General features: G+C 77.3%; 19 protein-coding genes. 8 read left to right on the top strand and 11 right to left on the bottom strand.

All coding sequences use genetic code 11. From position 1 onward, the window contains the following. Positions 1 to 228: 228 nt before the first annotated feature. The 3 genes from BLS21_RS19170 to BLS21_RS19160 form a co-directional block, all read right to left on the bottom strand. Positions 229 to 1,065, bottom strand: coding sequence for an ABC transporter permease (locus BLS21_RS19170; RefSeq protein ID WP_091222234.1), 837 nt, complete (start codon positions 1,063 to 1,065; stop codon positions 229 to 231). After that, positions 1,062 to 2,045 carry an ATP-binding cassette domain-containing protein gene (locus tag BLS21_RS19165; protein ID WP_091222231.1) on the bottom strand — a complete coding sequence of 328 codons (984 nt, stop codon included), beginning with the start codon at positions 2,043 to 2,045 and terminating at the stop codon, positions 1,062 to 1,064. Before BLS21_RS19165 ends, BLS21_RS19170 begins: the two co-directional genes overlap by 4 nt. Positions 2,046 to 2,311: 266 nt before the next feature. After that, entirely contained in the window at positions 2,312 to 3,292 is a 981-nt protein-coding gene (locus BLS21_RS19160; protein ID WP_091222229.1) for a YihY/virulence factor BrkB family protein, read from the bottom strand. A gap of 37 nt (positions 3,293 to 3,329) precedes the next feature. Between BLS21_RS19160 and BLS21_RS19155 the strand changes: the two genes are divergently transcribed. Next, entirely contained in the window at positions 3,330 to 3,800 is a 471-nt protein-coding gene (locus BLS21_RS19155) for a heme-degrading domain-containing protein (protein ID WP_091222226.1), read from the top strand. After that, positions 3,797 to 4,888, top strand: a complete 1,092-nt coding sequence (locus tag BLS21_RS19150; protein ID WP_139177213.1) for an FUSC family protein — start codon at positions 3,797 to 3,799, stop codon at positions 4,886 to 4,888. Before BLS21_RS19155 ends, BLS21_RS19150 begins: the two co-directional genes overlap by 4 nt. 2 nt (positions 4,889 to 4,890) lie before the next feature. Here BLS21_RS19150 and BLS21_RS19145 read toward each other — a convergent pair whose 3' ends face one another. Then, a complete protein-coding gene (locus tag BLS21_RS19145) occupies positions 4,891 to 5,460 on the bottom strand; it encodes a TIGR03086 family metal-binding protein (RefSeq protein WP_091222221.1) in 570 nt (189 codons plus the stop codon). A gap of 38 nt (positions 5,461 to 5,498) precedes the next feature. Between BLS21_RS19145 and BLS21_RS19140 the strand changes: the two genes are divergently transcribed. After that, positions 5,499 to 6,335, top strand: a complete 837-nt coding sequence (locus BLS21_RS19140; protein WP_091222218.1) for a helix-turn-helix domain-containing protein — start codon at positions 5,499 to 5,501, stop codon at positions 6,333 to 6,335. On the opposite strand, the gene BLS21_RS19135 is transcribed toward BLS21_RS19140, so the two are convergent. From BLS21_RS19135 to BLS21_RS19120, 4 genes are all read right to left on the bottom strand, one after another. Beyond that, the gene (locus tag BLS21_RS19135; protein ID WP_091222216.1) at positions 6,323 to 10,855 is read right to left on the bottom strand and encodes a cation-translocating P-type ATPase; all 4,533 of its coding nucleotides are present in this window, start codon (positions 10,853 to 10,855) and stop codon (positions 6,323 to 6,325) included. The genes BLS21_RS19140 and BLS21_RS19135 overlap by 13 nt on opposite strands. A 79-nt stretch (positions 10,856 to 10,934) precedes the next feature. After that, positions 10,935 to 11,726 (bottom strand): alpha/beta hydrolase, encoded by a 792-nt coding sequence (locus BLS21_RS19130; RefSeq protein WP_091222214.1) that lies wholly within the window; start codon positions 11,724 to 11,726, stop codon positions 10,935 to 10,937. A 1-nt stretch (position 11,727) separates the two neighbouring features. Then, on the bottom strand, positions 11,728 to 12,444 hold the full coding sequence (locus BLS21_RS19125; RefSeq protein WP_175479648.1) for an SGNH/GDSL hydrolase family protein: 717 nt from the start codon (positions 12,442 to 12,444) through the stop codon (positions 11,728 to 11,730). A 25-nt stretch (positions 12,445 to 12,469) separates the two neighbouring features. Next, a complete protein-coding gene (locus tag BLS21_RS19120; RefSeq protein WP_245700588.1) occupies positions 12,470 to 14,248 on the bottom strand; it encodes a helicase-related protein in 1,779 nt (592 codons plus the stop codon). Between the two features lie 191 nt (positions 14,249 to 14,439). Between BLS21_RS19120 and BLS21_RS19115 the strand changes: the two genes are divergently transcribed. Both BLS21_RS19115 and BLS21_RS19110 read left to right on the top strand, forming a co-directional pair. Then, positions 14,440 to 15,381, top strand: a complete 942-nt coding sequence (locus BLS21_RS19115) for a sensor histidine kinase (RefSeq protein WP_245700586.1) — start codon at positions 14,440 to 14,442, stop codon at positions 15,379 to 15,381. A 102-nt stretch (positions 15,382 to 15,483) separates the two neighbouring features. Beyond that, complete coding sequence (locus tag BLS21_RS19110) at positions 15,484 to 15,783, top strand: YciI-like protein (protein WP_091222207.1); 300 nt, start codon at positions 15,484 to 15,486, stop codon at positions 15,781 to 15,783. On the opposite strand, the gene BLS21_RS19105 is transcribed toward BLS21_RS19110, so the two are convergent. Next, on the bottom strand, positions 15,758 to 16,816 hold the full coding sequence (locus BLS21_RS19105; protein WP_091222205.1) for a 2,3-butanediol dehydrogenase: 1,059 nt from the start codon (positions 16,814 to 16,816) through the stop codon (positions 15,758 to 15,760). The two genes, BLS21_RS19110 and BLS21_RS19105, sit on opposite strands and share 26 nt — an antisense overlap. 181 nt (positions 16,817 to 16,997) lie before the next feature. Further along, on the bottom strand, positions 16,998 to 17,585 hold the full coding sequence (locus BLS21_RS19100) for a hypothetical protein (RefSeq protein WP_091222202.1): 588 nt from the start codon (positions 17,583 to 17,585) through the stop codon (positions 16,998 to 17,000). Between the two features lie 202 nt (positions 17,586 to 17,787). On the opposite strand from BLS21_RS19100, the gene BLS21_RS19095 reads away from it, so the two are divergent. Both BLS21_RS19095 and BLS21_RS26465 read left to right on the top strand, forming a co-directional pair. Next, complete coding sequence (locus BLS21_RS19095; RefSeq protein ID WP_091222200.1) at positions 17,788 to 17,994, top strand: hypothetical protein; 207 nt, start codon at positions 17,788 to 17,790, stop codon at positions 17,992 to 17,994. 153 nt (positions 17,995 to 18,147) lie between these two features. Continuing rightward, the gene (locus BLS21_RS26465) at positions 18,148 to 19,065 is read left to right on the top strand and encodes a cold-shock protein (RefSeq protein ID WP_091222196.1); all 918 of its coding nucleotides are present in this window, start codon (positions 18,148 to 18,150) and stop codon (positions 19,063 to 19,065) included. A 150-nt stretch (positions 19,066 to 19,215) separates the two neighbouring features. Here BLS21_RS26465 and BLS21_RS19085 read toward each other — a convergent pair whose 3' ends face one another. Continuing rightward, positions 19,216 to 20,592: an FAD-dependent oxidoreductase gene (locus tag BLS21_RS19085; protein ID WP_175479647.1), complete on the bottom strand. Its 1,377-nt coding sequence runs from the start codon at positions 20,590 to 20,592 to the stop codon at positions 19,216 to 19,218. 308 nt (positions 20,593 to 20,900) lie between these two features. Here BLS21_RS19085 and BLS21_RS19080 point away from each other — a divergent pair, with 308 nt between their 5' ends. Then, a complete protein-coding gene (locus BLS21_RS19080) occupies positions 20,901 to 21,464 on the top strand; it encodes an endonuclease V (RefSeq protein ID WP_175479646.1) in 564 nt (187 codons plus the stop codon). Positions 21,465 to 21,632 lie beyond the last annotated feature (168 nt).

The raw sequence follows: 21,632 nt of genomic DNA, 5'->3' as shown, positions 1-21,632 counted from the left end.
CGCCAGGGTGCCCATGCTCGCCCCCCCGGCGGGAGCGCCACAAGGACACCCGCGTGGCCCGGTCGTGCGGTCATGCCGCTCCTCTCCTCGGTGGGGTGCTCACCCTGCTCTCCCCTACCGACGGAAACGCTCCTCGGGACGTGACGGACGACGCCACCGCTTTTCCCGGCGGCCGCACCGACCCCGACGGGTCCGGGTCCGACGGCACCTCGGCCGTCACGGCGGCCCTCAGCGGCTGCGGTAGAGGCGGGTCGTGACCGGGAGGAACACCGCGGCCAGCGCCGCGGCCACGGCCAGGGAGACCGCGATGGCGGTGCCGTCGGGGGCGCCGGCCATGAGCGAGCGGGAGGCGGTGGCCAGCACCGAGATCGGGTTCACCTCGACGAACGCCTCCAGCGGGCCGGGCAGCGTGGCCGGGTCGACGAAGACGTTGGACAGGAACGTCAGCGGGAAGATGCCCATGAACCCGGCGTTCATCACCGCGTTGGGCGAGCGCATCAGCAGCCCGAGCACCGAGAACACCCACGACAGCCCGAACGAGAAGACGACGACCAGCGCCAGTGCCGCGAGCGCCCCGCCGACCCCGCCGTCCGGCCGGTACCCCAGGGCGACGCCGACCGCGATGATCACCGTGCCGGCCACGACGTAGCGGACGCTGTCGCCCAGGAGCGACCCCAGCAGCGGCGCCGGCCGCCAGATCGGCAGCGAGCGGAACCGGTCGACCACGCCCTTGGTGAGGTCGGTGTTCAGCGAGACGCCCGAGTAGACGGTGGTGAACAGCACCGACATGACCAGCAGCCCCGGCAGGGTGTAGTCGAGGTAGGCGCTGGTCGAGCCCGCGATGGCGCCGCCGAACAGGTAGGTGAACAGCAGCAGGAACATCACCGGCGTGACCGTGACGTCGAGCAGCTGCTCGGGCACGTGCTTGACCTTCAGCATGCCGCGCCAGCCGAAGGTCAGCGCGGTCGACAGGCGACCGGGGCGGGCCGGCCGCACGGTGTCGGCGATGGCCCGGCGGACGGCGGCGGTGTCGGCGGAGCCGGGTGCGGTGGTCGTGGCGGTCATGACGCCTGCTCCTCGAGGGTCCCGGAGGGCTGCTGCTCGGCCACGTGGCCGGTGAGGGCCAGGAAGACCTCGTCCAGGCTGGGCTGGTCGAGGGAGAAGCCGGCGACGCCGACGCCCGCGCGCCCCAGCTCACCGACTCCGACGGCTGCGCGCTCGGCGTCCGCGCAGGCGGCGGAGAGCGCGGCCGGGTCCGGCTCCAGCACCACGGTGCCGACCGCGGCCTCGAGGACGCGGGCGGCCTCCGCGCGGCGGCCGGGGTCGAGCAGCCGCACGTGCAGCGAGCCGGTGCCCACCGAGGCCTTGAGCTGGCCGGGGGTGCCCTCGGCGATGACCCGGCCGCGGTCGATGACCGCGATGCCGTCGGCCAGCTGGTCGGCCTCCTCCAGGTACTGGGTGCAGAGCAGGATGGTCGTCCCGGCGGCGGCCAGCGCCCGGGCGATCTCCCAGACCTGGTTGCGCGACCGCGGGTCCAGCCCGGTCGTCGGCTCGTCGAGGAACACCAGCTGCGGGGTGACGACGATGCTGGCCGCGATGTCCAGCCGGCGGCGCATGCCCCCGGACCAGTGCTTGACCAGCCGGCCCGCGGCGTCGGCGACGCCGAAGGCCTCCAGCAGCTCGTCGGCCCGGGCCCGCGCCGCGGCCCGGCGGTGGCCGAGCAGCCGGCCGACGAGCACCAGGTTCTCGCGGCCGGTGAGCTCCTCGTCGACCGAGGCGAGCTGACCGGTGAGGCTGACCAGGCCGCGGACGGCGTCGGACTCGGCGACCACGTCGTGCCCCAGGACCCGCGCGCTGCCGGCGTCGGGTTCGACCAGCGTGGCGAGCATCCGGATCGTCGTGGTCTTCCCGGCGCCGTTGGGTCCGAGGACCCCGTAGATGGCGCCGGCGGGGACGGCGAGGTCGACGCCGGCCACCGCCCGGGTGTCCCCGAAGGACTTCTCGAGGCCGACCGCCTCGATGGCGAGCGCTGGCTGGGCTGTCATCCCGGGCTCCTCAGCAGGTGGTGCGTCGCAGCGTCCTCTGCCCCTCCGACGGAATGTGCGCGCCGGACTCATCGGGCCGCCACCGGTTTTCCTGCCGCGATGGTCGGACCTCGAGTGCACTCGAGGTCAAGCCCCGCCGGACCGCCACGTCCGACCGCCGGACCGGCGAGATCGGCGGTGCCGCACGGTTCCGGTCGCCCGGCCGTGCGGGAACGCGCGATCTCGCACGGGAGACGGGGACCGGGTCCACGGCCTCCCGCCGAGGATCACGGACGGTCGTCCCCGGCCTCGAAGCGGACGTCGACCTCCTGGTGCTGCACCGCCCGCTGGGCGCGCGCGGCGTCCGAGTAGACCCGCTCGTCGCCCTCGGTGAGGTCCTTGTGGTCGACGAAGGGCGTGAGCAGCGCCCGGGGGTGGAGGTGGTCGACCCGGACCACGTCGATCTCGACGCACAGCATCAGCGCGACCGCTGCCACGTAGATGAACGCCAGCAGCCCGAGGACGAGCGCGAAGACCGCGTCGACGGCGCTGGCGTTGGCCACCACGCGGGCGACGTAGACGCCGCCGAAGGACTGCAGCAGCTGCCACAGCACCGCGGCGGTCAGGGCGCCGGGCAGCACCTGCCGGGTGGTGAGCCGGCGGACGGTGGTGATGCGGAACCCGAGCACGAAGACGGCGGCGTTCGCGAGCACCGAGGCGACCGTCAGCAGCACGTGCAGCCATCCGCTGAAGCCGCCGTAGGCCGCCGCACCGCTGCCGAGGGCGGAGAGGACGGTGCTGGCCAGCACGAGCAGGCCCAGGGTGCACAGCAGCATCAGGCTGCGCCCTCGGGAGGTGATCGGGTCCGGCCGGCTGTGCCGCGGCACCGCCCACACCGTGTTCATGGCGTGCTGGATGGCCTGGCCCATGCCCAGGGCCCCGTAGAGGGCGACCAGCCCGCCGACCACGATGCCGGTGACCCCGCCGCCGAGCCCCTCCGGCCGGGCCAGCTGCGGCCCGATCACCGGGAACTCCGCCAGCGCGGAGTCCAGCAGCCGCTGCTGCAGCGCCGGGTCCCCGGCCAGCACCAGCCCGAGCACGGTGGCCAGCAGGAGCAGCGTCGGGAACAGCGACAGGAAGCCGTAGTAGGTGATCAGCGCGGCGAGGAAGTGGCCGTCGTCGTCCATGAACTTGTAGATCACCGCGATGGGGAACCCGGCCGCCGGGTGCCGGCGCTGGAACCGGTCGACCCGCTCGGTCCACCTCATGGGCACAGCCTCCCGCGTCAGGCGGTAGGAAGGCGACATGACCGACTCCTCCCCGTCCCTCGCCGAGCTCGCCGCCGAGGAGGAGGAGCTGCAGTTCGCCGGCTTCACCAACGACGACGCCTGGGACCTCGGCTCGGCGCTGGTGGCGGCCGCGCGGCGGGACGGTGCCCCGGTGGCGGTCGACATCAGCCGGCACGGTCACCAGCTCTTCCACGCCTCGCTGCCGGGCACCAGCCCGGACAACGACTCGTGGATCCAGCGCAAGACGCGCGTCGTCCACCGCTTCGGGCACAGCAGCCTCTACGTGCGGCAGGCCTCGATCGAGCGCGGGACGACGTTCGAGGAGGAGTTCGCCCTGGACCCCGCCCTCTACGCGGCCCACGGCGGCGCGTTCCCCGTCGTCGTCCGCTCGGTGGGGCCGGTCGGCGCGGTCGTCGTCTCCGGGCTCCCGCAGCTCGAGGACCACCGCATGGTGGTCGCCGCGATCCGGGCGCACCTCGGCCGGTGAGCGGCGCTCGGCGCCCGTACCTCGGCCGGCCGGGACGGGTGCGGCGGACCTGGGCGCGCCACCCGCGGGCCGGGCTGGCCGTCAAGGCCGCCCTCGCCGCGGCGGTGGCCTGGCACGTGGCGGTCCTGCTCCCCCTGGACCCGGCCCAGCAGTACCCGTACTACGCGCCGCTGGGCGCGGTGATCGCCACGTCCACGACGCTGAGCGGCTCCGTGCGCGGCTCCCTGCAGTCGGTCGCCGCGATCGCGCTCGGCGCCGCCCTCGCCCTCGGGGTCTCGGCCGTGCTCGGGGACGGCCTCGGGGCCCTGGCCGTGGTGACCGCCGCCAGCGTGCTGCTGGCCGGCTGGCGGCACCTGGGCAGCTCCGGCAGCTGGACGGCGACCTCGGCGCTGTTCGTGCTCGTCCTCGGCACGCAGGACTCCGGCTTCGTCGTGGCCTACACGGGGCTGACCGCCGTCGGTGCGGTCATCGGCCTCGCGGTCACCGCCGCCTTCCCGCCCTTGCCGCTCGCGCCGGCCGCCGAGCAGTTGCAGGCGCTGCGCGACACGCTGGCCGGCCAGCTCGAGGACCTCGCCGACGGGCTGCAGCAGGAGCACCCGCCGACCGAGGACGAGTGGCGGCAGCGCACGCACCGGATCGACCCGGTGCTCGCCCAGATGCGGGACGCGGTGCAGCAGGCCGCCGAGGCGCGCCGGGGCAACCGCCGGGCCCGCCACCACCGCGCCGCCGCGGAGGCCCAGTACCGGCAGGCCCGGGCGCTGGAGCGGCTGAGCCTGATGGTCGAGCAGCTGACCCAGGTGATCGCCGAGACCGAGCGGGCCGACTTCGAGCGGGTCGCGCTCGGCCCGACGCTGCGCCCGCCCGCGGCCCGCACCCTCGCCGCGCTGGCCGCCGCGCTCCGCTCGGTGGAGGACGCGGCCGCCGACCCCGAGGCACTGCGCCGGACCGAGACCTGCCTGCACGAGTTCACCGACGCGGTCCGGCAGGCGCGGGCCACCTCTGCCGACGACCTGTTCGTCGCCGGGGACGTCGTCCAGACCGTGCGCCGCTCGCTGGACGCCCTCCCCGCACGGGAACCCGCGGGCTGAGGTCAGGCGCGGCCCAGCCGGGCCAGCACCCGGGTCGCGCGGTCGGCGTCCGCGGGAGGCTCGACCGCGGGCCGGCAGATGCCGTCCCAGTACAGGGCCTCGCCGAACGAGTCCGCCCCGGTCTCCACGCGGTCCAGCTCGGCGTCGGTGAGTGCGGGATCGGCGCCGACCGACCGGGCGACGTCCCAGCGGTGCACGACCATGTCCCACACGTAGAACTGCTCGAGGGTCGCGCCGACCGTCGTCGGGCCGAAGTGGCCGTCGTACCCCTGCTCCGCGACGGCCGGGTCGGCGACCGCCGCCGCGACCCGCCGCGCGTGGGTACGCCACGCCGCCGCCGGGTCGGCGTCGACGTCCGGCTCCGGCCCCAGGTCCACGCCGCGCTCGGTGAGGAACGCCCGCTGGGTCTGCACGAGGTGCCGGACGACGTCGCGCACGGTCCACCCCTCGCAGGTCGAGGGCCGGTCCCACGCGTCGGCCGGGACGGCGTCGAGGACCGCGGTCAGCGGGCGGTCGGCCGCGGCGTGGGCCGTGGCGATCGAGGTGCCGGGTGAAGTGGTCGGTGAGGTCATGGCCGGGACGGTAGGGAGCCGGGCAGGGTGGGGTCTTGATGGAACCCGACACCGCCGCGCGGCCCCTCGACCACGTGGAGCGCGCGCACCTGCGCTCCCCCGGCGACGCCTCCCACGTGATGTACCGCTACGACGCGGCGCCGGAGTTCGCCGGCCTGCTGGAGCGCTTCTGGATCCCGGTCTGGTGCGTGCCGCCCGGCCGGGAGGCGCCGCAGCACGTGCTGCAGTACCCGGTCACGCTGCTCGTCGTCTCCGGCGACTACGCCCGCTTCTACGGCGTCGTGCCCGGCCTGTCGACCACCACGCTGACCGGCGACGGCTGGGCGGTCGGGGTCATGTGCGCCCCGGCCGCCGGCGCGCTCGTCACCCGCGGCTCGGTGGCGCCGTACACCGACCGCTCCGTCGATCTGGCCGACGTGCTCGGCGTCGACGGCGAGCGGCTGACCGCGCGGGTGCGGGCGGCGATGGCCCCCGACCCGACGTCGCCCGCCGCGCACCGGACGGCGATGGAGGCCTTCGGCGACGCGCTGCGGCCGCTGCTGCCCGTCGACGCCGAGGGCGAGCTGGTCAACCGGGTGGTCGCCTTCGTGGAGGGCGACCGCGAGGTCACCCGGGTGGCCCAGGTCTGCGCCGAGTTCGGCCTGTCCGAGCGGGCGCTGCAGCGGCTGGTGCGGCGCCGGCTCGGGCTGACGCCGAAGTGGCTCATCCAGCGCCGCCGGCTGCAGGAGGCCGCCGAGCGCCTCCGCGGTCGCGGCACGACCCTCGCCGAGGTGTCGGCACTCCTCGGGTACGCCGACCAGCCGCACTTCAGCCGCGACTTCACGCGGGTCACCGGCATGACGCCGGGCGCGTTCGCGGCCCGCTACGCCGGCTGATCGCCCGTTGCGGCCACTTCCGCGGAGATGGCCGCCGGCTCCCCGCGCACCCGCGCCACCAGCGCCGGCACGACCTCGGCGCCGGCCGTGCCGGCGGCCGCGCAGCCGAGCACGACCAGCCAGGCCAGCGGGTCCAGCGGCGTGCAGCCGAAGAAGCGGCTGAGCCCCGGCGTCTGGACGACGGCGGCCAGGACGGCGAGCGAGCCCGCGGCGGTGACCAGCACCAGCGGGCTGCGCCGGCCGGCCCACGCGGTCTGCCCCAGCTGGGTGGTGATCAGGGCCGCCAGGCCCATCGTCCCGGCCCGGCCGCGGAAGCCGGTGAGCCGCCCGGTGGCCCAGGCGGCGGTCGCGCCGGCGGTGGTGGCCGCCCCGCGCACCAGCACCATCCGGCGCACCTCCCGCGCGAAGCCACGCTGTGGCCCGGCCTCGAGCACCGCGGCCAGCGGGTGCCCGGCCAGCGGGCCGTCGTCCCCGCCGGGTGCGGGGCGGGCCGGGCCACGACGGGGCGCGGCCACGGCGACGGCCAGCGCCGGGAACATGTCGGTGAGCAGGTTGACCAGCAGCAGCTGCCGCGTGTTGATCGGCGCCCGCCCGCCGAACGCGGTGCCGAGCACGGTGAACGCCACCTCGCCGGCGTTGCCGCCGACCAGCACCGAGACCGCGTCCCGCACGCGTGACCACATCGCCCGGCCCTCACCGATCGCGTCGACCAGCCGGGTCAGGTCCAGGTCGGTGAGCACGAGGTCGGCAGCGGCACGGGCGGCGGGGGACTCGGCCCCGGAGACCCCCACCCCGACGTCGGCCAGCCGGATCGCCGCGGCGTCGTTCACGCCGTCGCCGGTCATCGCCAGGGTCGCCCCGGCCCGGCGCAGCGCGGCGACCAGCGAGACCTTCTGCTCCGGTGACAGCCGGGCGAACACCGTCGTCTCGCGCACCATGCGGGCCCGCTCGGACTCCGAGGCGCGGGCGAACTGCGCGCCGGTCACGACCCGGTCGGCACCGGGGACGCCGGCCTGCGCGGCGATGGCGCGGGCGGTCTCCGGGTGGTCGCCGGTGGCCACGATCACCCGGACGCCGGCCGCCCGCAACTGCTCGACCGCCGCGACCGAGGAGCCGCGCACCGTGTCGGCCAGCCCGACCAGCCCGCGCAGCGTGAGGTCGCGGGCCCCCTCCTCCAGGTCGCCCGCGCCGCCGTCCCACTGCCGGTCGGCGACGGCCAGCACCCGCAGCCCCTCGGCGGCGAGCTCCTGGACCCGCCCGGTGAGGTCCCCGGCGTCCCGGCAGCGGCCGGCCACCACCTCGGGTGCGCCCTTGACCACGAGCCGGCCCTCGCGCACGGCCGCGGAGAAGCCGCGACCGGCGGCGAACGGCAGGCTCTCGCCCGCGTCTCCGTCGGGGCACACACCGCGCTCCTCGGCGGCCTCCACGACCGCGCGGTCGGTCTCGTGCGCCTGGTCGTCGCCGTTGCCGACACCGGCCGCGACCAGCCGCAGCAGCCCGTCCTCGTCGAGCTCCCCGTCCAGGGGGGCCAGGCCGGCGACCCGCAGCCGGTTCTCCGTCAGCGTCCCGGTCTTGTCGAAGCAGACGGTGTCGACCCGGCCGAGGGCCTCGAGCACCCGGGCGCTGCGGACGACGGCGCCCCGCCGCGACAGCCGCCGGGCGGCGGCCTGCTGCGCCACGGTGGCCACCAGCGGCAGCCCCTCGGGCACCGCGGCGACCGCGACGGCCACGCCGTCCCGGACGGCGTCGCGCAGCGGGCGGCGCCACAGCACCCCGAGGGCGGCGACCGCCACGCCGCCGGCCAGGGTCAGCGGCAGCACCGAGCGGGTCAGCTCGCCCAGCCGGGCCTGCACGCCGGCGGGGGGCGCGGCGCCGCCGGCGGCCCGGGCCGCGCGGCCGGCCTGGGTGGCGTCGCCCACCGCGACGACGACGGCCCGGCCGCGCCCGGCCACCACGGTCGTGCCGTCGAAGAGCATGCAGGTGCGGTCGGCGACCTCGGCCCCCGGTGTGGCCGGCACCGACTTGCCCACCGACAGCGACTCCCCGGTCAGGTTGGACTCGTCGACCTCCAGGTCGACCGCCTCCAGCAGGCGGGCGTCGCAGGCCAGCACGTCACCGGGCTCGACCACGACGACGTCCGCGACCCGCAGCGCGCTGCCGGGCACCTCCTCCCGGCCGTCGCCGGTCTCCCGGTGGACGACGACGTCCTGCTCGAGCAGCAGCGACTCCAGCGCCGTCTCCGCGCGCAGCCGCTGCAGGCCGCTGACCAGCGAGTTGGCGACGGTGACGCTGCCGACGAGGACGGCGTCGGTGGCCTCGCCGAGCAGTGCGGTGGCCGCGGCACCGGTGCCGAGGACGGGGGTCAGCGGGTCGGCCAGCTCGGCGGCGACGGTGCGGACGAACCGGGACGGCCCCCGCACCAGCGGGTGCGCCCGGACCCGGCGGAGGCGGACCGGGCGCGCGTCCTCCGCGGCCGGCAGCTCGGCCACGCGGCGCCGCACCTCGTCGGGGTCCAGCGCGTGCCAGGGCGTGTGCACCGTCGGGGGCGGGACCGGGCGGCCGGCGGCCCGGACGGCGGCCCAGGTGCCGCCCAGCATCGCGACGGTCGTGGCCGTCTTCCCGGGCGTGGTGGACCTGCGCTGCCCGTACCGCTCGCTGCCGACGGCGGCGAGCAGCCCGCCGAGGACGTTGCCGGTGAGCGCCGCCTGCACCGAGCGGCGGCTCACGGTGCGGGCCGCCGCCGTCGCCGCGACCACCCGGCAGGCGTCGGCCAGCCCCGGCCGGGTCACCAGGTCGGCGCCCCACGCCGGCGCGCGGCCGGGCCGGACGGGGGCGACGGCGACGTCGGCGGCCAGCAGGGCGGGGCCGTCGGTGTCACTCACCAGGAGGACGCCGCGCCCGTCGTCCTGCAGCCGGCGCACCGTCTCCACCAGCGCCTCGTCCGCGGGTGCCACCTCGTCGGCCGCCGCGGCCACCTCCCGCGTGCCGGCGTGCGCGGTGAGCACCAGCCGGGCGCCGGCCGTCGCGGCGGTGGTCAGCAGCGCCTCGGCGTGCGGGTCCAGCTCGCGGGCGACGGTCACCGTGCCCACCCGGCGCCGCCCCTCGTGCAGCGGCCGGACCTCGGCCCCGGGCAGGTCCTCGGAGTCCCGGGACGGCCCCAGCCGCACGGCGTCGTCCGGCTCGTCGCCCTCGAGCGCGCCGACCAGCCGGGCGGCGGCCGTCCAGACCCGGGCGTCGTCCCACCCGTCGGCCTCCGCGGTGGCCTCCAGCACCACCGGCGGGCCGGTGCACAGCGCGTCCCCGTCGACCACGACGGTGTCCACCCGGTCCAGCCGCCGGTAGGCCGAGCCGTCCATCGGCAGCACGCCGCGGCGGCACAGCAGGAGGTCCAGCGTCGTGGTGAACGCCGCGCGCCCGTGGAAGGCGGCCTTCGGGTTCAGCGCCTTGAGCAGGTCGGCCGAGCGACCGGGGCGCCCGGTGAGCGCCAGCAGACCGAGCGCGGCGGCCAGCTCGGTGGGGGCCAGCCGCTCGGTGTAGGACTCGACCGGGCCGGGTGGCAGGGGGCACGGCCGCGGCCCCGGGGGCGTCAGCGGCTCCCGCTCGCCGTCGTCCGGCTCCGGGCGGCACAGCTCCCACTCGCGGCGCCGCCACACCTGCCGGTGGGCGCGCATCTCCAGGACCTCCTGGAACGCGGCGGCGGCGTTGAGCGCGGGCACCGTGGGGCTCTGGGTGAGCGCGTGCAGCAGCGCGCTGACGCCGGAGAAGACCAGTTCGGTGCCGGTCGGGCCCACGCGCCGGTACAGCTCCCGCTTGAGCCACGTCTGGGACTCCAGCAGCGCGACGGCGAGGGTCGCGTGGCGGGTGAGCGCCGGGACCGGCAGCATCTTGCCCGCGTAGGCGACACCGACGGCCGCGAGGTCGATGCCGGCGGCCACGAGCGCGGCCAGCAGCGGCTCCAGGTCGGCCGGGTGGTCCTCCCGCGCCGGCAGCAGCCCCTGCCCGCCGCGGGCCTTCTCGATGGCGGTCACCGTGCCGACGAGGTCCTCGGCGGTGACCCGCCGCTCGTCGAAGGCGACCAGGACCCGGCCGACGACGTCGTTGACGGTCGCCCACTCCACGCCCTCGAGCCGCTCGAGGTGCCGGCGCAGCGCGGAGCGGACCTCCGGGGTCTCCTGCGCATCCGGTGCGAGGAGCTCGACCTGGACCCGGCCCCGGTCGGCCCAGACCCGGCGGGTGTGCCGCGCCGGCGGGGGCTCGAGCATCCCGCGCGCGGCGTCCAGCAGGTCGTGCAGCCGGCCGTCGGGCAGCGGGTCGGCGCCGGTGACCAGGGTGCCGACGGCGCGGGTGCCCGTGACGGCGGCCGCGTGCGCGAGGGACAGCGACGAGCGGGCGGCGCCCTGCACCAGCCCGGCGGTGCCACCGACGAGCCCGGCCGTGACCCCCGCGCCGGCGACCACGCCGGCACCGGCCAGGGCCGCGGCCGCGCTGAGCGCGCCGCCGATCCGGCGTCTGAGGGCCATCGCTCCTCCGGAACTCGGTCTCCCGGAACAGGGTGCGGACGCTACGCCGGTCGGCGCGCGTCCGCGCCCCGGAGCGTCGTCATCCCGCGCCGAGCCAGTCCACGGCCGCCACGGCCACCTCGTGCGGGACGGCGTGCCCGCCGGCGAACTCCCGGTAGGTGACGTCGTAGCCGTCGTCGCGGAGAGCCGGCACGATCCGCCGGCTGGTCCGCTCGACGGGCAGGACCTCGTCGGCGTCGCCGTGCGACACGAACACCGCCGGCCGCCCCTCCCGCGACGCCCCGGGCACGAAGCCCGGGGAGAAGGCGACCACCCGCGCGAACAGGTCCCCGTTGGCCAGGCCGAGGCCCAGCGCGTAGGAGGCGCCGTCGGAGAACCCGGCGACGGCGGTGCGCCCCGGGTCGACCGGCACGGTCGAGAAGACGCGGGCCAGGGCCAGGTCCAGCAGGGCGGCGTCCTCGCCGGAGCGGCCAGTGACCGCGTCCCACGTCGACCCGCGGGAGGCCGGCGCGAGGACCAGCAGGCCCCGCTCGTCGGCCAGGCCGCCGAGGATGCCGAGCCCGGTCTCGGCGTTCCCGCCGGCCCCGTGCAGCGCGACCACGAGCGGCACCGCGCTGCCCGCCGCGAGCCCGGGCGGCACGTGCAGCAGCGGCGGCCGGTCGACCCCCGGGTCCAGCGGCTGCGTCCCGGGCGCGGGCGGCGCGGCGGGGAGCTCCGGCTGCGGGCGGGCGGTGAGCCGGGTGGGCGTCCCCGTGCTCCCGGGGGACCCCGGCAGCTGCGGACCGCAGCCGGCGAGGGCGCCCGCACCGGCGAGCGCCGCGGCGGCGCCGAGCAGGCGCCTGCGGGTCCAGGCGGGGTCCGGGGGCGCCACCTCAGCCGCCGTGCAGGGCTGCCCAGAAGGCCGCGCGGACGCCGTCGGCACCCCAGGCGTTGGGCTCGATGAGGGAGCAGAACCACAGGTCCCGCTGCTCCGGCCGGGCCTCGGGGCGCCGGGGGTCGCCCGCCGCCAGCCCGTGGCCGCGGAACAGCTCGGCGATCTCGGCCACCGCGGCGCCGTGCCGGGCCGCTCCCCGGCGCAGGGCGTCGTTGAGCTCGCCGATCAGCGCGACGGCGTCCGGCCAGGGCGGCAGGCCGAGCCGCTCCGCGTCGCCGGTGCCGTCACTGGGGTCGTACACCGTGCCCACGACGACCCGCCCGTCCGGGGCCAGGGCCTCGCCGATGGCGACCAGTGCCCGGTCGAGCGCCGCCGCGACCCGGGCGACGACCGCACGGGCGGCCGCGGTGTTCCCGTAGGCCCCGAGGAGGTCGTTCCCGCCGATGGTGAGCGTGACCAGCGCGGGCCGGGCGGTCAGGGCGGCGAGCCGGGGCAGCTGCCGGTCCATCAGCGTGCCGGTGGTCGCGCCGTCGGTCGCCAGCAGCGCGAACGCCGTCCCGGGCGCGGTGCTGCGCAGGTCGCGCCCGCGCCAGTCCGGGAAGTCGTCGTCCCGGTTGGCGTACAGCAGGCTGGCCCCGCCGCGGCCCGGGCCGCCGGAGTAGTCGTCGATCGAGATCGAGTCGCCGAGCGCGACGTACCCCCCAGCGCCGGTCACCCCGCCATGGTGCGCCAGGAGCCGGTCAGCCGCGCCCCGCCCGGCGCGGGGTCGCGCGGCGGGGCGCGTCCGTGCGCCCGGACCGGCGGCGCCCGGCGTCCTCGCGGCGGCGGGCCGGGGCCGCGCCCCGGCGGACCGGGGTCCCGCGCCGGGAGCCGCGCGCCGCGCAGGCCCGGCAGGTCGGGAACCGCGGGGCGACCGGCACGCCGCAGTCGGCGCACCGGCCGGGCCCCGCCGCGGTGATCGCGCCGGGGAGCAGCTCGGTGATGCGGGCGGCACATCGCTGCTCCAGCCGGGCCGCGTCCCCGGCGGTGAGGCCCGCGACGCCCGGGAAGGACCGCAGCAGCGTCGCGGCGTCACGCGCGGCGGCGGCCGCCTGCTCGAGGTCCTCCACCGGTCCCCGCCGCGGCAGGGCGGGCAGCACCGTCTGCGGCGGGACGCGGTACCCGGCCCCGTGCAGCAGCGCGGCGCGGGCCAGGGTGAGCCAGCGGGTGCGGCGCGGCGGCTCGAAGTCGACGGGCAGGGTGACCAGCCGCCAGACGGTCTCCAGGTCGGTGCTCTCCCCGACCGGCCCCTCCAGCAGCGGCAGCAGTGCCTCGACGCGCTCGACCAGCCCGCTGACGTCGTCCCCCGTCACCGCCTCGTGCCGGGTGGCCGTCCGGGCCCACCGCGCCCACCGCGCCAGGGCCTCGGGCAGGTCGGCCGGCGCCAGCGCGCCGAGGTCGTCGAGCTCCGGGCGGAGCCGGGGCGTGCGCCGGGGCAGGTCGCTGGCCACCGTGCCGCGGGCCACCGCGGCGCCGGCCGCGACGAGGGCGGCGTCCGGCCGCAGGCCGGGCACGCCCGCGAGCACGCCGACCGTGCCGTGGCCGGTGAGCAGGTAGCGGCCGGCCCGGCCGGCGATCTGCGCGGCCTCCCACGTGCGCAGCGGGCGGCGCTCGACCCCGTCGAACTTGGTCGTCTCGGCGAACAGCACGGTCGCCGCCGGCACGTTGATGCCGTGCCCGATGACGTCGGTGGTGACCAGGACGTCCAGCTCGCCGCGGGTGAACCGGTCGATCACCTGGCGGCGGGTGGCCGGCGGCAGGGCGCCGTAGAGGACGCCGGTGCGGCCCGGCCGGACCGCCTCCAGCACGGCCGCGGTGGCGTAGACGGCCTTGCGGGAGAAGGCGACGACCAGCGTCCGCGGCCGCACGCCCGAGGTCCGCACCGGCGCCCGCAGGACGTCGAGCCGGGACAGCCGTTCGTGGCGGACGACCTCGACGTCGGCGACGTCGGCGACCAGCGGCTCGAGCACCGGCCGCGCCTCGGCAGCGGAGATCACCCGGATCTCGCGGTACTCGCCGGTGAGCAGCAGTCGCGCCCAGGTGTGCCCGCGGTCGGGGTCGGTGACCCAGTGCGCCTCGTCGAGGACCAGCAGCCCGCCGCGCGGCGGGGCCTTCTCGACGGTGCAGCACAGCACCGGCGCGGTGGGGTCGATCTGCTCCTCGCCGGTGGACAGGCCGACGGTGCCCGGCGGCAGCTGCGCCGACAGCCGGGCGTACGCCTCGTGGGCCAGCTGCCGCAGCGGGGCCGCGTAGGTGCCGGAGCCGGCGGCGGCGAGGGCGGCCAGGGCGTCGTGGGTCTTGCCGGAGTTGGTGGGGCCGAGGTGGAACACGACCCGCTGCGGCGGGGTGCCGCGCACCGGCAGCGCCGGGCCGGCGCCGGCGCCGGCGGGGAGCTCGTCCCCGGAGACGGTCCGGGGGTACGGGGAGGCAGGCAGGACGTCGTCCTTCGTCTGGTGCGGGAGAGGCCGTGGGCGCAGCACCCCCGGCCGAGGGCCCGTCCGGGCCCGGGAGGGACAACAGCCGGGAGCCCGCGGGCATGCCCGGGGTGGGCGACATCGCCCCGTGTCCGCGGGCGGCCGCACCGCGGACCTGGCTACCGTGGTGGGGCAACGGCGGGCCACACGCGAGGGGACGGACAGTGGACACGGCGCTCTCGCACGGGGTCGTCCCCGTGCCCGGCCCGCGTTACGTGCACGACGCGCTGTTCTTCTCCTCCCCCGACGAGCTGGCCGCCGCCACGGTTCCCTTCGTGCAGGCCGGCCTGGCCGCCGGGGACGCCGTGGTCGTCGCCGCCTCACCCGCCACCGCGGACGTCGTCCGGCAGACCGTGGACGGCGACGAGCGGGTCCGCGTGGTCGCCCGGGGCGCCGGCTACGCCCGGCGGACGCCCGCGGCGGTGATCGAGTTCCGGCGGCTGGCCGACGAGCTGTCCGCCGCCGGCGCGCCGCGCGTCCGGGTCATCGGCGAGACCGACTTCGGCCGCACCGAGCGCGAGTGGCTGGAGTGGCAGCGCTACGAGGCCGTCATCAACGACGCCCTGGGGCCCTGGCCGCTGTGGGGGCTGTGCGTCTTCGACACCACGCGGCTGCCCGACCAGGTGTTGGAGTCGGTCGCCCGCACCCACCCGACCGTCGTCACCGGCCGGTCCCGCACGCCCAACCCCCGCTTCGTCGACCCGGCCGACTACCTGCGAAGGCTGCCGGTGCCGGTGGAGCCGCTGCAGGCCGGCGTCCCGCGCCTGGCCGTGGACGACGTCACCGACCCGATCGCGCTGCGGCACGCCGTCGCCGCCGAGCTGGCCGCCATCGGTGGTGCGCGCGAGGTGGTCGAGGACTTCCTCCTGGCCGTCGACGAGATGACGTCCAACGCCGTCCGGCACGGCGCGCCGCCGGTGGGCCTGCGGCTGTGGACGTCGGCCGACCGGGTCGTGTGCGCCGTCACCGACCACGGCCCGGGCCTGGACACCCCGTTCGCCGGCTACGGCCCGGCCCACGGCGAGGACCTCTCCCGCGGCGGCATGGGCGTGTGGCTGGCCCGCCAGCTGTGCGACCACGTCGACATCAGCTCCGGCCCGGACGGCGTCACGGTGCGGCTGACGACCGCGCTGCGCTAGGGCGCGCCTGACGGACCCATGCCGAAGGGAGCGCCGCCTGGGCGGTGCCACTGAGGCCGGAGGTCCGTCAGACGCGCCCTGCCCGCCTGGGAGACTGTCGGCGTGCAGCCCGCCTCGCAGTACAGCGTCCTGGAGTACACGCTGGCCGACGACTACCTGGAGCGCCGGGAGGCGCTGCGGGCCGAACACCTGGCGCTCCTCCGAGCCGCCCACGAGCGCGGGGAGCTGCTGATGGCCGGAGCGCTGCCCGACCCGTACGACCGCGCGTTGCTGGTGTGGACGGCGCCGCGCGAGGCGGTGGAGCGCTTCGTCGAGTCCGACCCCTACGTCGTCCAGGGGCTGGTGACCGGCTGGACCATCCGGCCGTGGGCCGTCGTCATCGGGGCTGCACCAGGATCTTGACGTTCTCCTCCTTGTTGTCGATCAGCTCGCGGAACCCCTGGTCGAGGATGTCGTCGAGGCCGATCCGCCCGGTGATGAACTGGAACGGGTCCACCCGGCCGGAGGCCACCATCTCGATCGTCGCCGGGTGGTCGTGCGCGTAGGCGAGGCTGCCCAGCACGCTGACCTCGCGGAACACCAGGTCGTTCATCGCCACGCGGGCCTCGTGCCCCCAGATCGCCACGTTGACGCAGGTGCCGCCGGCACGGGTGGAGCGGATGGCCGTCGCCAGCACCTGGTCGACGCCGGCGCACTCGAAGGTGACGTCGGCGCCTCGGCCCTTCGTCAGCTCCTCCACGGCCTCGACGACGTCGACCGACCGCGGGTCGAGCACGGTGGCCGCGCCGGCGCCCGCGGCCTTCTGCTTGCGCGCCTCGGCGGGCTCCACCACGAGCACCTGGTCCACGCCGGCGGCGGTCAGCGCCGCGGTGGTCACCAGCCCGATGGGACCGGCCCCGAACACCACCGCCGCGTGTCCCGGCCGGGCGCCGGAGAGCCGGACGGCGTGGTGGGCGACGGCGAGCGGTTCGACCAGCGCCCCGACGTCCGTGCCGAGGTCGCCGAGCGGGTGGATCCACCGCCGCTCGGCCACGACGTACCGGGAGAAGCCCCCGCCGCCGCCGGAGAGCCCCACGAAGCCGAGGGTGCGGCAGACGTTGTAGCGACCCTGCTGGCAGGCGTCGCAGCGACCGCAGACGACGTAGGGCTCCACGACCACCCGGTCGCCCACCCGCACGTCGTCCACCCCGGGGCCGACCTCCGCCACCACGCCGGCGAACTCGTGGCCGAGAGTCACCGGCATGCCCTCACCGGTCAGCGGGTGCGGCGCCTCGGCCGTCGGCACGAAGATCGGGCCCTCGAGGTACTCGTGCAGGTCGGTGCCGCAGATGCCGCACCACTCGACCTCGACGGCGACCGTTCCGGGGCGCACCTGGGGGTCGGGGACCTCCTCGACCCGGATGTCGCCGCGACCGTGGAACCGGGCTGCCTTCATGGCGTCGTCTCCGTCCGTCGGTGGACCTCCGCGCGGGAGGCTGCCGACAGGACACCGCGAGGCGCCCGGTCCCCGGGAGCGTTGCAGCCGGTTGCACCGGCCTCCGCCCTGGGAGGACGGTGGCCACCCTCCAGGGTCCCGCGCCGAGCCTGCGAGGCGTGGGGGGAACGGTGGTCCTTCTTCAGTCCGGCAGCAGCCGCCGCAGCACGCCCTTGGCCGTCGCCCCGACGCGGTAGGACTGCACCAGCCACGAGTTGCAGACGATGTTCGCGCCGGCCAGCGCGGGCACGAGGAACTGCGTCACCCGCTGCCGGCTCTGCCACTTGGCGATCTCCGGCGGGGTGTTCTGCGTCGGCAGGGTGGCGTCCTTGACCTCCACCTGCTCGCCGCGGCGCGCGGCCTCCTCGGCGGCCTTGCCGATGCGGCTGCCGCTGTAGGCGGCGTAGGCGGTGGCGCCCGCGCCGGCCACGGCCAGCCCGGCCTTGAGCGCGCCCACGGTGCCGAAGCCCTTCTGCAGGGCGATCCGCCGGCCGCCGACCTGGGTGAGCCGCAGCCCGGCCAGCAGCGTGGCGGCGATGCCGCCGAACTGCGCGGGCTGGTACCGGCTCCACGCGGACCCGGCCACCCGGATGCGGTCGAGGCCCTGGGAGAGGTCCTGGCCGGACTTGTTGACGCCGGCGATGCCCATCACCGCTCCGCCGAACCACAGAGCCGAGCCCAGGTCGTGTACCGCCTGTGCCACGACGTGGTTGTCGCTGCTGGACGTCATCGTTCCTCCTCCGGTCGCGTCCCCCCGTGCGAGTGGCCGCCCCTACCCGGACCCGCGCCCGGGTAACGGGACACGCCCGCCGACCTCCGCGACACGCCGCGGGAGTGCCGGCCGGGGATGGGAGCGGTCACGGGTGGGTATGCAACGCCGTGCGGCCGAGGTTCGGACAGTCGGACCGGCCGGAGTCCCCGCGGAGCACCCCATGGCACCCGCCGTCGTCCCCCTGTCCGAGATCGACCGACGCATCGTCGAGGCCCACCGTGAGCTCGGCACGGCGCGGTCGACGTTCGCGCGCTCCCCGAGCGGGGCGGCGGTCGCCGCCTGCCAGACCGCCGAGGATCGGCTCAACGAGCTGCTCGACGCGCGCCTCGACACCATGACCGCCGCTCGCCGGGCGCGCGCAGCATGAGCCCGGGACCGGTCTCCTGCCGGGTGCCTGCCCGCGCGCGCGGCGGGTGAGGGAGGCTTGAGGCTGCGGCCGGGCCTCTCCTCGGGGACGGCGCGGCCGGAGGACGGCCGGTGGGACGGGCCCGCCGGCGACGAGCAGTGCAGGAGCACGTGGATGCCGCAGGGCACGGTGAAGTGGTTCAACGCGGAGAAGGGCTTCGGGTTCATCGCACCCGACGACGGCGGACCGGACGTGTTCGTCCACTTCTCCGCGATCGCCGACGACGGCGGGTACCGCAGCCTCGACGAGGGGCAGCAGGTGGAGTTCGAGGCCAGCGAGGGCCAGCGCGGCCCGCAGGCCGACTCGGTGCGGCCGGTCGGCGGCGCCCCCCGCCGCCAGGAGCGCGGGCGTGAGGACCGGGGCCGCGGGCGGGACGACGACCGGGACTGGGGCCGCGGCGGCGACCGCGGGCGCGAGAGCGGCCGCCCGTCGCGCGGTGGCCGGGCCACCGGCACGGTCTCCTGGTTCGACGCCGACAAGGGCTTCGGGTTCATCCAGCCGGACGACGGCGGGCCGGACGTGTTCGTCCACTTCTCGGCCATCGCCGACCGCGGCGGGTACCGCAGCCTCGACGAGGGGCAGCGGGTCGAGTTCGACGTCACCCAGGGCCAGCGCGGTCCGCAGGCCGAGGACGTGCGGTCGGCCGAGCGGAGCGGCGGCTCCCGGGACGCCGGTCCGCGCGGCGGTGGGTACCGCGACCCGGGCGGCTACCAGGACCGGGACCGGGGCGGCTACCAGGACCGGGACCGTGGCGGCTACCGCGACGGCGGCCGGGACGCCGGGCGGGGCGGCGCCGGCGCGGGTCGCCGTCCCTCGGGCGGCGGCCGGGCCAACGGCACGGTGAAGTGGTTCAACGCGGAGAAGGGCTTCGGGTTCATCGAGCCCGACGACGGCGGACCGGACGTCTTCGTGCACTTCTCCGCGATCGCCGACCGCGGCGGGTACCGCAGCCTCGACGAGGGGCAGCGGGTCGAGTTCGAGGCCAGCGAGGGTCAGCGCGGCCGGCAGGCCGACCGGGTCGACCCGGCCTGAGGAAGGCCCCCTGCCCTCCACCGCTCGCAGGCGCGCGGCGGGTCCCTGCAGGGGGGCCGTTCCAGCGCCTCACCAGGCTCGGGGCGGTGCCCTGGACGGGGCCTGCGCCGGCGCCGCACCCCGCGGGGTGCGGCGCCGGCGGACCCGGCGTCAGAGCTGCCGGACGTCGGCCTCCACGGCCTCGAAGGCCTTGCGCGCGGCGATGAGCACCGGGTCCCAGACGGGCGAGAACGGGGGGGCGTAGGAGAGGTCGAGCGAGAGGATCTCGTCGACGCCCATCTCGTTCCAGATGCAGATGGCCAGCGCGTCGATGCGCTTGGCCGCCGCCTCCCGGCCGACGACCTGGGCGCCGAGCAGCCGGCCGCTGCGCCGCTCGGCGATCATCTTGAGCCGGATCGGCTGCGCGCCCGGGAAGTAGCCGGCCTTGGTGGTCGAGTCGACGACGGCGGTGACGAACTGGTACCCGGCCGCCTCGGCCTCGGCGGTGGACAGCCCGGTGCGGGCCGCCTCCAGCTCGCAGATGCGGGTGATGGCGGTGCCGATGACGCCGGGGAAGGTCGCGTAGCCGCCGCCGATGTTGATGCCGGCCACCCGGCCCTGCTTGTTGGCGTGCGTGCCCAGGGCGACCACCACCCGCTGGCCGGAGAGCCGGTGCACCGACTCGACGCAGTCGCCGGCGGCCCACACGCCCTCGACCCGGGTGCGCATCCCCGTGTCGACCGCGATGCCGCCGGAGGTGCCGAGCGGGATGCCGGCCTCCTCCGCCAGCCGGACCGCCGGCCGGACGCCGAGGCCGAGCACCACCAGGTCGGCGGGCAGCTCCCGGCCGCTGGCGGTCACCACCGCCCGGGCCCGGCCGCCGGCGTCGGTCTCGATCGCGGCGACGGCGTCGGAGAGGACCAGCTCGATGTCCTCCTTGCGCACCGCGTCGGCGATGAACTCCCCGACGTCGGGGTCGAACGTGCCGACCGGCGTCGCCGACATGTCCACGACGGTCACCTCGAGCCCGCGGATCCGGCAGGCCTCGGCGATCTCCAGGCCGATGTAGCCGCCGCCGACGACGACCACGCGCCGCACGTCCCCGCTCTCGAGCGCGGCCCGCAGCGCCGCGCCGTCGTCCAGCGTCTGGACGCCGTGGACCCCGGTCGCGTCGATGCCGGGCACCGGCGGCCGCATGGGGACGCTGCCGGTGGCGTACACCAGGTCGTCGAACGGCTCCACGCCGCTGCCGCCGTCCTCCAGGTCGCGCCAGTGGACGACGCGCCGGTCGAGGTCGATGCCGACGACCTCGGTCCGCATCCGGACGTCGATGCCCATCGCGCGGTGCTGCTCCGGCGTGCGCGCGACCAGGTCGGCCTCGGAGTCGACGGCGTCGCTGATCCAGTACGGGATGCCGCACGCGGAGTACGACGTCGCACGGCCCCGCTCGAACATGACGACGTCCAGGTCGGGACGTCGCTTCTTCGCCTGCGACGCCGCACTGCCGCCCGCGGCGTCCCCGCCGATCACCACCACGCGTCTGCCCACGTCCCGGACGCTAGGGGACCCGGTGCGCGTCCGCCGGTCCACGGCGGGCCAGCCCGGGACTAGCGTCGGTCCATGACCGTCCCGCCGCCTCCCGGTCCGCAACCCCCGTCACCGACGCCGTCGCCCGTGGACCCCGTGCCGCCGCCCGAGCCGGCTCCCTTCCCCGTGCCGGGTCCCGCCGACCCGTCGGCGCCGCCGCCGTCCGGACCGCAGCCCGTCTGACCCCGCCCGACGCGGTCGTCGCCGAACAGCTGCGGCTCGCCGCCGAGCACCCGCCGGCCTGGCGGCCCGGGGGGTGGCTCCCGGCCGTGGCCGCCGCCGTCGTCGTCTCGGCCGGCGACGTCGGCCCCGCCTGGGCGGCCGCGGTGCTGACCCGCGGGGAGCGGGTCCTGGCCACGGAGGTGGCGGCCGGCGTGGTGCGGGTGCCCTACGAACCCGGGTCGCTGGTCGCTCGGGACGGGCCGTTGCTGGCCGCCGCGGTCGGCGGGCTGCACCCGCGGCCGGACGTCCTCCTGCTGGCCGCGGCCGGCCGGGACCACCCGCGGCGGGCCGGCCTCGCGCTGCACCTCGGCGCGGACCTGGACCTGCCCACGGTCGGCGTCACCGACCGTCCCCTCCTCGCCGTCGGTCCCCCACCCGGCCCTGCGCGGGGCGACACGTCACCGCTCCGGCTGGACGGCGCCGAGGTGGCCCGCTGGGTGCGCACGGCGGCCGGCGCGCGCCCGGTCGTGGCGCACGCCGCCTGGCGCACCGCCGCGGAGGTCGCGGCCGGGCTCGTCCTCGCCTCGTCGTCCGGGGTGCGGACCCCGCTGCCCCTCCGGGAGGCCCGCCGCCTCGCCCGGGACGGACGCGCCCGCCGTGGGCGGCCCTGACACCGCGCCGGTGCCGTCACCGGGACACGGGGGTCCGTCCGCGGGCGGAGCGGGGTCGAGCGGGCCGAGGCGCCCGGCTGGTCGGGGACGGGCGAGCGCGGGCCCGCGCACCTCCGTCGGGATGCACCAGGTGGAGCGCGCCCCGCCGTCTCCGTCGAGCCGGGAGGC

The organism is Geodermatophilus siccatus, assembly GCF_900103785.1.
In the GTDB taxonomy this organism is placed as follows: domain Bacteria; phylum Actinomycetota; class Actinomycetes; order Mycobacteriales; family Geodermatophilaceae; genus Geodermatophilus; species Geodermatophilus siccatus.
This window is presented reverse-complemented; position numbering and strand designations above follow the sequence as displayed.